This is a genomic window from Cellulomonas jepli, assembly GCF_047229345.1.
GTDB lineage: Bacteria > Actinomycetota > Actinomycetes > Actinomycetales > Cellulomonadaceae > Cellulomonas_A.
Map to the genome: position 1 here is coordinate 1 of NZ_JBFTER010000207.1, position 1,127 is coordinate 1,127.

Annotated in this window: 2 protein-coding genes; both read left to right on the top strand. The window is 77.5% G+C overall.

What is annotated here, in order from left to right; all coding sequences use genetic code 11:
- Nucleotides 1–644 (top strand): cytochrome c biogenesis CcdA family protein (locus tag AB6N24_RS23100; protein WP_412871697.1); only part of this gene is annotated, 644 nt, incomplete at its 5' end.
- On the top strand, nt 644–1,127 hold a 484-nt coding region (locus AB6N24_RS23105), incomplete at its 3' end, for a cytochrome c biogenesis ResB family protein (protein WP_412871698.1). The genes AB6N24_RS23100 and AB6N24_RS23105, both read left to right, overlap by 1 nt.

Genomic DNA, 1,127 nt, shown 5'->3' on the forward strand with positions numbered 1-1,127 from the left:
CCGCCGGGTCGTCCGCCGGCGCGTCCGGCACCGCGCCCGGCACCGCGCCCGCGCCCGACCGCCGCCGGCTCCTCGCGGGCGTCGGGCTGTTCGTCGCCGGGTTCACGCTCGTCTTCGTGCTGCTCGGCGTGCTCGCCGGCTCGCTCGGCGGGGTCCTGCGCGACTGGCAGGACCCGGTCAGCCGCGTGCTCGGCGCGGTCGTCGTCGTGATGGGGCTCGCGTTCCTCGGGTTCGTGCCGTTCCTGCAGCAGGAGCGCCGCGCGCACCTGAGCCCGCGCGCCGGGCTGTGGGGTGCGCCGCTGCTCGGCATCGTCTTCGGCCTCGGCTGGACGCCGTGCATCGGCCCGACGCTCGTCGCCATCACCGCGCTGTCGCTCGACGGCGGCTCGGCCGGGCGCGGGGCGCTGCTGTCGGTCGCGTTCTGCCTCGGCCTCGGGCTGCCGTTCCTGCTGCTCGCGCTCGGCACGGCGCGCAGCCGCCGGGCGCACGAGCTGCTGCGGCGCCACCGCCTCGCGGTCATGCGCGCCGGGGGAGGGCTGCTCGTGCTGCTCGGCCTCGCGCTCGTCACGGGCGTCTGGGGCACCTGGGCGCAGTGGTTGCAGGGGCTCGTGACCGGCACCGACGTCTTCGTGCCGGTCGTCTGATGAGCACCTACACGCCCGAGGGCCTCGACGACGCGTACGCCCCCACCGACGGGCCCGACCCGGCCGGTTCCTCGCCGGCCCCGCCGACGCTCCCGCAGCTCGGCGCCCTCGGCTGGCTGCGCTGGGCGTGGCGCCAGCTCACGAGCATGCGCGTCGCGCTCCTGCTGCTCATGCTCCTCGCGGTCGCCGCCGTGCCGGGGTCCGTGTGGCCGCAGCGCTCCCAGGCGCCGGAGCGCGTCGCGCAGTACCTCGTCGACCACCCGACCGCCGGGCCGTGGCTCGAGCGCGCCGGGATGTTCGACGTCTACTCCTCGGCCTGGTTCTCGGCGATCTACCTGCTGCTGTTCGTGTCGCTCGTCGGCTGCATCCTGCCGCGCACGCGCGCCCACCTGCGCGCGCTCGGCGCCCGCCCGCCCCGCACCCCGCGCCGCTTCGACCGCTTCCCCGCGCACGCCGGCGGGACGAGCGCGGGGTCCCCGGAGG